The following is a 9,194-nucleotide window of genomic DNA, read 5'->3' on the forward strand; positions in this document are numbered from 1 at the left end:
CGCACGGAGTGCGCATCTCAGGGGCGCGGGGAACTGCGCGATCAGCCACGGCGCGGCCGCGGACGCCCGACCGCGGGGCCCGGCAGACGCCGATGCGGCAAGGGAGGCCCGAGCCGGGTCAGCCCGCGATGGCTACCGTCGGCTCGCCGGAGGCCACGCCGTCCTTCTCCATCTGCTCCGCGATCTTGAGGGCTTCCTCGATGAGGGTCTCCACGATCTTGGACTCGGGGACGGTCTTGATGACCTCGCCCTTGACGAAGATCTGGCCCTTGCCGTTGCCGGAGGCGACGCCGAGGTCGGCCTCGCGGGCCTCGCCCGGACCGTTCACGACGCAGCCCATGACGGCGACGCGGAGCGGGACCTCCATGCCGTCGAGGCCGGCCGTGACCTCCTCGGCGAGCTTGTAGACGTCGACCTGGGCGCGGCCGCAGGACGGGCAGGAGACGATCTCCAGGCGGCGGGGCTTCAGGTTCAGCGACTCCAGGATCTGGTTGCCCACCTTGATCTCCTCGACCGGCGGGGCCGACAGGGAGACGCGGATGGTGTCGCCGATGCCCTCGGAGAGCAGCGCGCCGAACGCGACGGCGGACTTGATCGTGCCCTGGAACGCGGGACCGGCCTCGGTGACGCCCAGGTGGAGGGGGTAGTCGCACTTCTCGGCGAGCAGCCGGTACGCGTTGACCATGACCACCGGGTCGTTGTGCTTGACCGAGATCTTGATGTCGCGGAAGCCGTGCTCCTCAAAGAGGGACGCCTCCCAGAGGGCGGACTCGACGAGCGCCTCGGGGGTGGCCTTGCCGTACTTCTGGAGCAGTCGGCGGTCCAGGGAGCCCGCGTTCACACCGATGCGGATCGGGGTGCCGTGGTCGTTCGCCGCCTGGGCGATCTCCTTGACCTTGTCGTCGAACTGCTTGATGTTGCCCGGGTTGACCCGGACCGCGGCGCAGCCGGCCTCGATGGCCGCGAAGACGTACTTCGGCTGGAAGTGGATGTCGGCGATCACGGGGATCTGCGACTTCTGGGCGATGATCGGCAGCGCGTCGGCGTCGTCCTGCGTGGGGCAGGCCACCCGGACGATCTGGCAGCCGGACGCGGTGAGCTCGGCGATCTGCTGGAGGGTCGCGCCGATGTCGGACGTACGCGTCGTCGTCATCGACTGGACGGAGACCGGGGCGTCGCCGCCGACGGCCACGGTGCCGACCTGGATCTGCCGGCTCTTGCGCCGCTCGGCGAGCTTGGTCGGTACGTCCGGCATGCCGAGTGAAATCGCAGTCATCTGCTGTGCAACCCCAAGGTGTGGATCGAGTCCCAGGTTTCCGAGATTACGTCACCGGCCGGGCCCCCAGCACATCGCGCCCCTTTACACCACCCAAAGGTGGACGCCCGGGCCCACAGGGGACCCGGGCGTCATGAAGCGTGCGTGATCAGGAGATTTTCACCGGATTAACGACGTCGGCGATCAGCACCAGGATGGTGAAGCAGACGAAGATTCCGGCCACCACGTAGGCCACGGGCATGAGCTTCGCTACATCGAACGGGCCCGGGTCGGGACGCCGGAAGACCTTCGCCACGTTCCGCCGCAGTGCCTCCCACAGGGCTCCCGCGATGTGCCCGCCGTCGAGCGGGAGCAGCGGCAGCATGTTGAAGAGGAACAGCGACAGGTTGAAGCCCGCGACCAGCATCAGCGACATCGCCAGCTTCTGCGTGGCGGGGATGTCGAGAGCGGCGATGTCACCGCCGACGCGCGCCGCGCCGACGACGCCCATCGGGGAGTCCTGCTCGCGCGGGCCGTCGCCGAACGCGGCGTCCCACAGGGCCGGGATCTTCGCCGGGAGGGCGACGATGGAGTCGGCGGCGTCGCCGACCCGGTCGCCCATCCAGCTCACGGAGTCGCCGAAGTCCTGGTGGACGACGCCGGTGGCGGCGGTGAAGCCGAGGAAGCCGGCCTTCACGTAGCCGTCGACGACCTGGCCGCTGGAGTCCTTCTTCGCCACCTGGTTCGTGGCGATGTGCGCGGTCAGGGTCTTGAGGTGTCCGTCGCGCTCGACGACGATCGGGACGGTCTTGCCGGCGCTCTTGCGGATCTCGTCGGACAGCGTGTTCCACTTGTCCGTCGTGACGCCGTTGAAGGACACGATCTTGTCCTTCGCCTGGAGGCCCGCGGCCTTGGCCGGGGAGGCGTCGTCGGTCTTCTTGCAGGTGTCGCGCTCGGCGCTGGCCTTGATGACGCAGGGCGAGACGGACTCGACCACGTTCGTCTGCTGGGTGATGCCGAAGCCCATGAGCACGACGAAGAACAGCGCGACCGCGAGGATCAGGTTCATGAACGGGCCGGCGAACATCACGATCACGCGCTTCCACGGCTTGCGCGTGTAGAAGAGCCGGGTCTCGTCGCCGGGCCGCACCTCCTCGAAGGCCGCCGCGCGGGCGTCCTCGACCATCGAGCGGAACGGGGAGGTCGAGCGGGCCTCGATCCGGCCGTCCTCGCCGGGCGGGAACATGCCGATCATGCGGATGTAGCCGCCGAGCGGGATGACCTTGATGCCGTACTCGGTCTCGCCCTTCTTGCGCGACCAGATGGTGGGGCCGAAGCCGACCATGTACTGGGGCACACGGATGCCGAAGAGCTTGGCCGTCGACAGGTGGCCCAGCTCGTGCCAGGCGATGGAGACGAGCAGGCCCACCACGAAGACGAGGATGCCGAGGATCATCATCAAGGTCGTCATGCACGAGCCTCCGCGGCTGCCTGGTCCTTCGTCGTCAGTTCACGGGCCCGGGCGCGTGCCCAGGTCTCCGCTTCGAGGACGTCCGCGACGGTCAGGGAAGTTCCCGTTCCGGGTGTGCCGTGTTCGTGCACGACCCGGGTGACGGTCTCCATGATCCCGTTGAACGGCAGGGCGCCCTTCAGGAAGGCGTCCACGCACTCCTCGTTGGCGGCATTGAACACCGCCGGGGCCGTGCCCGCGAGCTCCCCCACGTGCCGGGCGAGCCCGACGGACGGGAACGCGTCGTTGTCGAGCGGGTAGAACTCCCAGCTCGACGCCTGGGTCCAGTCGAAGGCGGGGGCGGCGTCGGGGATGCGCTCGGGCCAGCCGAGGCCGATGGCGATGGGGCCGCGCATGTCGGGCGGGGTCGCCTGGAGGAGCGAGGAGCCGTCGACGAACTCGACCATGGAGTGGACGTAGGACTGGGGGTGGACGACGACCTCGATGCGGTCGAAGGGGATGTCGTAGAGGAGGTGCGCCTCGATGACCTCCAGCCCCTTGTTGACCAGCGTCGCCGAGTTGATCGTGATGACCGGGCCCATCGCCCAGGTGGGGTGCGCGAGGGCGTCCTCGACCGTGACGTTCGCGAGGTCGGCCTTGGTCCGGCCGCGGAAGGGGCCGCCGGAGGCGGTGACGACGAGCTTGCGGACGTCGGCGCGGGTGCCGGCGGCGAGGGCCTGGAAGAGGGCGGCGTGCTCGGAGTCGACCGGGATGATCTGGCCGGGCTTCGCGATCCGCTTGACGATGGGGCCGCCGACGATCAGCGACTCCTTGTTGGCGAGGGCGAGGGTGCGGCCCGCCTCCAGGGCGGCGAGGGTCGGCGCGAGGCCGATGGAGCCGGTGATGCCGTTGAGGACGGTGTGGCAGTCGCCGCGGCCCGCGATCTCGGTGGCGGCGTCCGGTCCGGCCAGGATCTCCGGCAGCGGCTCCCCGGGCCCGTACTGCGCGGCGAGCGCCTCGCGCAGCGCGGGCACGACGTCCTCGCGGGCCACGGCGACCGTGCGGACGCGCAGCCGGTGGGCCTGCTCGGCGAGCAGGGCGACGCGGCCGCCCGCGGCGCTGAGCGCGGTGACCCGGAACCGGTCCGGGTTGCGCAGCACGAGGTCGATCGCCTGCGTGCCGATCGACCCCGTCGAACCCAGGACGACGATGTCGCGGGGTCCTTCGGCGGGTGCGGGGTCGAAGACGAGGTGAGGGTCCGCGAGGGGCGAGGGGCTTTCGGTCATTCCCCCATTCTTGCGCGCGTCACCTGTGAGTCCGACAGGGCGCCCCGACTTGTCGGACCGTCGGTCAGGGGATGCGCCGGTGGACGTTCTCCCGCTTGCTGGGTCCGGGTGTGGCGTCGGCGATCCAGGGGCCTTCGCCGCTCGGGTCGATGACGCCCTCCTCCAGCCAGGTGTAGGCACCGTCCAGGACGGCCCTGACGACCTTCCGGTCGTTGTCGTCGGTGTTCGTCCACAGGCGGGCGAAGAGTTCGTCGGCGCGGATACGGGCCTGGCGGCAGAAGGCGTCGGCGAGCTGGTGGGCCTCGGGGCCGTGCGGGCCGGTGGCGCGGAGGTGTTCGGCGCGGACGCAGGCGGCGCTCATGGCGAAGAGTTCGGCGCCGATGTCGACGATCCGGCCGAGGAAGCCCTGTTTGGTCTCCATGCGGCCCTGCCAGCGGGACATGGCGTAGAAGGTGGAGCGGGCGAGCTTGCGGGCCGCGCGTTCCACGTAGCGCAGATGGGTCGCGAGGTCGCCGAACTCACCGTAGGAGTTGGGGAGTTGGCCGGGGCCGGCGACGAGTTTGGGCAGCCAGCGGGCGTAGAAGCCGCCGGCCTTGGCACCCGCCTTCGCCTTGTCGGTGAGGGAGGTGTCGGGGTCGATGAGGTCGCCGGCGACGGAGAGGTGGGCGTCGACGGCCTCGCGGGCGATGAGCAGGTGCATGATCTCGGTGGAGCCCTCGAAGATGCGGTTGATGCGCAGATCGCGCAGGAGCTGCTCGGCGGGGACGGCGCGTTCGCCGCGGGCGGCGAGGGACTCGGCGGTCTCGAAGCCTCGGCCGCCGCGGATCTGGACGAGTTCGTCGGCCATCCGCCAGGCGGCCTCGGAGCCGTAGAGCTTGGCGAGGGCGGCCTCGATGCGGATGTCGTTGCGGTTCTCGTCGGCCATCTGGGAGGAGAGGTCGAGGACGGCCTCGAGGGCGAACGTGGTGGCGGCGATGTAGCTGATCTTCGCGCCGACGGCCTCGTGGAGTGCGACGGGCCGGCCCCACTGCTCGCGCACGGCCGACCATTCACGGGCGATCTTCAGGCACCACTTGCCGGCGCCGACGCACATGGCGGGCAGCGAGAGCCGGCCCGTGTTGAGCGTGGTGAGGGCGATCTTGAGGCCGGCGCCCTCGGGGCCGATGCGCTGGTCGGCGGGGACGCGGACCTGATGGAAGCGGGTGACACCGTTCTCGATGCCGCGCAGGCCCATGAAGGCGTTGCGGTTCTCGACGGTGATGCCCTCGGAGCCGGCCTCGACGACGAACGCGGTGATGCCGCCCTTGTGGCCCTCGGAGGCGGGGACGCGGGCCATGACGACGAGGAGGTCGGCGACGACGCCGTTCGTGGTCCACAGTTTCACGCCGTCGAGGACGTAGTCGTCGCCGTCGGGCACCGCGCTGGTGGCGAGCCGGGCCGGGTCGGAGCCGACGTCGGGCTCGGTGAGGAGGAAGGCGCTGATGTCGGTGCGGGCGCAGCGCGGCAGGTAGCGCTCCTTCTGCTCCTGGGTGCCGAAGGTCTTCACCGGCTGCGGTACGCCGATGGACTGGTGCGCGGAGAGCAGGGCGCCGATCGCGGGGGACACGGAGCCGACGAGGGCGAGCGCCTTGTTGTAGTGCACCTGGGTGAGGCCGAGGCCGCCGTACTGTGGGTCGATCTTCATGCCGAGCGCGCCGAGCCGCTTGAGCCCCTCGATCGTCTCGTCGGGGATGCGGGCCTCGCGTTCGATGCGCGCCGGGTCGACCTCGGTCTCGCAGAAGGCGCGCAGTTCGGCGAGGAACGCCTCGCCGCGCCGCACGTCCTCGTCGGCGGGCACCGGGTGCGGATGGATGAGGTCGAGGCGGAACCGGCCGAGGAAGAGCTCCTTGGCGAAGCTGGGTTTGCGCCAGCCCTGCTCGCGGGCGGCCTCGGCGACCTGCCGTGCCTCGCGCTCGGAGACCTTGGGCCGGTCGGTGGATGCGGTCATGCGGAGCTCACCTCGCCGCTCGTCGGGGGCTTGTGGCTACTCGACCGTAGTACCCGATTTCCGGTGGTTCGGAAAGACGGCGGGACGGGTGCGGGCCCCCGGCGGCGGGGTGGGCGCGGCTTTTCAGGACGCCTCGGTACGCCCTACTTCCACTCGTACAGCTTGGCGGTGGCCTTGCCGTCGGCTTCTACGCGGAACTCGAAGACGCCGGCAACGGTGTTGAGCCGTTCGAACTTCGCGGCGGCGGTCTCGAAGAAGATCGCACCGCGCCATTCGACCGCGCCACCGTCGACGAAGCGGCCCACACCGGAGCCGTGCCAGGTGACCGTCTCGCCGTCCTTGGTCATGTTGAAGCCCTGTCCTTCGCCCCAGAGGGTGCCGTCGGGGCGCAGGACCGACTCGTACGTGCCGGTGTCCTGGATCTCGACCCCGAGAAGGGTGCCGCTCGCCTGGAAGGACGCCTCGGTGACGGGGTGGCCGCCGTCCGTGGACAGCACCCGCATCCCTGTCGTCTGCCCCTGTTCCTCACCTATCGTCTCGCCGAGCATGACGGGACTCCTCTCCGACTCCGCGGATGGTTCCCCCTGTTCCCGGCCTACGCCGGACGGGGGACGCCGTCAAACGGAGCCGCGGGAGTCGGGAACCTTCGGGCGCGGGCCCGCGTTCTCCCCGGCGTCCACGGTCCGTACCGCACGTCAGGGGAACCACCGTGTCCGAAACCGAAACCGAAACCGAAGAGACCGGCACCGCGACCGTGACCGCTCTCCCGCCGCTCGCCGTCCAGGCCGAGCGCCTGATCGCACTAGGGGTGCACGAGCTCGCGGGGATCGCCGCGGGCGAGCTGCGCGCGTTCGCCGAGGGTGCCGCGGTCGGCGCCGGGGGTGACGCCCTGCTCGCCGTCCATCCGGACCGCGTTCCCGCCTCGGCCATCGCCCCGCTGCTGCGCCACGAGGACAAGCCGGGCTTCGTCGTCGTCGACATGGCGGACGTCGACGACTTCGCGCCGGGCGAGGCCGCCGGTCTGCCGGACGCGCCGCTGTACGTGGTCAGCGGCGTGGACCGGGGCGACCGGATGGCCGACTGGAGTCCGGAGGAGGCCCTTCCCGCCCTCGCGGCGGAGGGCCGTACGCCGCTGGTGCTCAGCGAGGGCATCCACTGGGTGCTCCAGCGGCCGGAGGTCCTGGAGCGCAATCACTGCTTCATGACCATCGGCTCACGGCTGCGCAAGCCGAACGGAGCCCTGGACGCCCGTACGCCGGCCATCTGGATCAGCAACGGCACGGGGCGGGACGGACGGGAGCGGCGCGGCGCCCCGAAGGTCGGCTGGTGCTGGTGGGGCAACCGGCACACGTGGCTCGGCTTCGGCTCGGCCACGGGCCGGAGCTAGCAGCGCGGGCCGCCCCGGAACGCAAGGACGGCCGAAGCCCCCGCACAGTGGGCTCCGGCCGTCGGTCTCGGTCCGTACGGGCGCGCGCGTCGGCGTGCGCCCGTACGGGCTGCTCAGGGGCTGCTAGAGGGCGAGGCCCGTCAGGACCAGGACGCGCTCGTAGGTGTAGTCGTCCATCGCGTACTTGACGCCCTCGCGGCCGACGCCGGACTTCTTGGCGCCGCCGTACGGCATCTGGTCGGCGCGGTAGGACGGGACGTCGCCGATGATCACGCCGCCGACCTCGAGGGCGCGGTGGGCGCGGAACGCGGTCTGCAGGTCGTGGGTGAAGACACCCGCCTGGAGGCCGAAGTCCGAGTCGTTGACCGCGGCGAACGCCTCGGCCTCGCCGTCGACCTTCGCGACCGTGAGGACCGGGCCGAAGACCTCGGCGCGGGCCAGGGTGACGTCCTCGGGCAGCTCGGTGAGGACGGTCGGGGCGTACGAGGCGCCCTCGCGCTTGCCGCCGGCGAGCAGCTTGGCGCCGGCCGCGACGGCCTCGTCGACCCAGGACTCGACGCGCTTGGCGGCGTTCTCGTCGACGAGCGGGCCGACGTCCGTGGCGTCGTCGGTCGGGTCACCGGTGACCTGCGCCTCGACGGCCGCGACGATCTTCGGCAGCAGCCGGTCGTACACGGTGGCGTCGGCGATGACGCGCTGCACGGAGATGCAGGACTGGCCGCCCTGGTAGTTGGAGAAGGTGGCGATGCGGGTCGCCGCCCAGTCCAGGTCCTCCTCGGAGGACCAGTCGCCGAGGACGACGGCCGCGGCGTTGCCGCCGAGCTCCAGGGTGCAGTGCTTGTGCGGCACCGACTCCTGGATGGCGAAGCCGACCTTGTCGGAGCCGGTGAAGGAGATGACCGGGAGACGCTCGTCCTGGACGAGGGCGGGCATCCGGTCGTTCGGCACGGTCAGGACGGACCAGGAGCCGGCCGGCAGGTCGGTCTCGGCCAGGATCTCGCCCAGGACGAGGGAGGAGATCGGGGTGGACGGGGCCGGCTTGAGGATGATGGGGGCGCCGACGGCGATGGCCGGGGCGACCTTGTGGGCGCTCAGGTTCAGCGGGAAGTTGAACGGCGCGATGCCCAGGACGACGCCCTTGGGGATGCGGCGGGTGAGCGCGAGCCGGCCGACGCCGCCACCGTCGGTGTCCAGGCGCTGGGCCTCACCGCTGTTGAAGCGGCGGGCCTCCTCGGCGGCCCAGCGGAACACGGAGACGGCACGGCCGACCTCGCCGCGGGCCCACTTGATCGGCTTGCCGTTCTCGGCCGAGATCAGCTGCGCGAGCTCCTCGGTGCGCTCGGCCAGTCGCTTCGCCACGTGGTCCAGGGCGGTGGCACGGACGTGGGCCGGGGTGGCGGCGAACTCGTCCACGACGGCGTGGGCGGCCGCGACGGCCTCCTCGACCTGGGCCTCGGTGGCGATGGAGACGGTGCCCACGACGCGGTTGTCGTAGGAGTTGGTGACGTCGAACGTCTCGGTGCCGGTGGCCTGGCGGCCGGCGAGCCAGAAGGCGTGGGTGGCGGTCATGGGTCGTGTACCGGCCTTTCCGTGAACGGGGGTGATGTGCCCACGGTAGGGCTCCGCCGGGCGGGATCTTGTTGGCCGGGGTGGAGTGTGCGGGTTTCCTCGTTCGACGGAATGGCGAACGCGCCGTTGGTCGTCTCCGTGCGTCGGCCGCTGCGGGCCGGTGGGGGCTGGTCGCGCAGTTCCCCGCCCCCCTGGAAGGCAGCGGCTTCGCCGCGCCTTCCCCAGATGAAAGGCGCCCCGCGCCTTGATCGGGGAGATGC

Annotated in this window: 7 protein-coding genes; 1 reads left to right on the top strand and 6 read right to left on the bottom strand. The window is 71.0% G+C overall.

Annotation, left to right across the window (positions count from 1 at the left end):
- Positions 1-118: 118 nt before the first annotated feature.
- The 5 genes from ispG to ACFW9D_RS36495 form a co-directional block, all read right to left on the bottom strand.
- Positions 119-1,276 carry a flavodoxin-dependent (E)-4-hydroxy-3-methylbut-2-enyl-diphosphate synthase gene (gene ispG / locus ACFW9D_RS36475; protein WP_188336555.1) on the bottom strand — a complete coding sequence of 386 codons (1,158 nt, stop codon included), beginning with the start codon at positions 1,274-1,276 and terminating at the stop codon, positions 119-121.
- Between the two features lie 148 nt (positions 1,277-1,424).
- Positions 1,425-2,726 carry a M50 family metallopeptidase gene (locus ACFW9D_RS36480; protein WP_384629529.1) on the bottom strand — a complete coding sequence of 434 codons (1,302 nt, stop codon included), beginning with the start codon at positions 2,724-2,726 and terminating at the stop codon, positions 1,425-1,427.
- Positions 2,723-3,991, bottom strand: coding sequence for a 1-deoxy-D-xylulose-5-phosphate reductoisomerase (gene dxr, locus ACFW9D_RS36485; protein WP_188336557.1), 1,269 nt, complete (start codon positions 3,989-3,991; stop codon positions 2,723-2,725). Before dxr ends, ACFW9D_RS36480 begins: the two co-directional genes overlap by 4 nt.
- A gap of 64 nt (positions 3,992-4,055) precedes the next feature.
- The gene (locus ACFW9D_RS36490) at positions 4,056-5,978 is read right to left on the bottom strand and encodes an acyl-CoA dehydrogenase family protein (protein ID WP_384629532.1); all 1,923 of its coding nucleotides are present in this window, start codon (positions 5,976-5,978) and stop codon (positions 4,056-4,058) included.
- A 143-nt stretch (positions 5,979-6,121) separates the two neighbouring features.
- On the bottom strand, positions 6,122-6,526 hold the full coding sequence (locus ACFW9D_RS36495; protein ID WP_384629535.1) for a hypothetical protein: 405 nt from the start codon (positions 6,524-6,526) through the stop codon (positions 6,122-6,124).
- Between the two features lie 161 nt (positions 6,527-6,687).
- Between ACFW9D_RS36495 and ACFW9D_RS36500 the strand changes: the two genes are divergently transcribed.
- Positions 6,688-7,365 carry a DUF5701 family protein gene (locus tag ACFW9D_RS36500; protein ID WP_384629538.1) on the top strand — a complete coding sequence of 226 codons (678 nt, stop codon included), beginning with the start codon at positions 6,688-6,690 and terminating at the stop codon, positions 7,363-7,365.
- 123 nt (positions 7,366-7,488) lie between these two features.
- On the opposite strand, the gene ACFW9D_RS36505 is transcribed toward ACFW9D_RS36500, so the two are convergent.
- A complete protein-coding gene (locus ACFW9D_RS36505) occupies positions 7,489-8,934 on the bottom strand; it encodes an aldehyde dehydrogenase family protein (RefSeq protein WP_188336561.1) in 1,446 nt (481 codons plus the stop codon).
- Positions 8,935-9,194: the final 260 nt, after the last annotated feature.

It is taken from the genome of Streptomyces sp. NPDC059524 (assembly GCF_042749255.1).
GTDB lineage: Bacteria > Actinomycetota > Actinomycetes > Streptomycetales > Streptomycetaceae > Streptomyces > Streptomyces xanthii.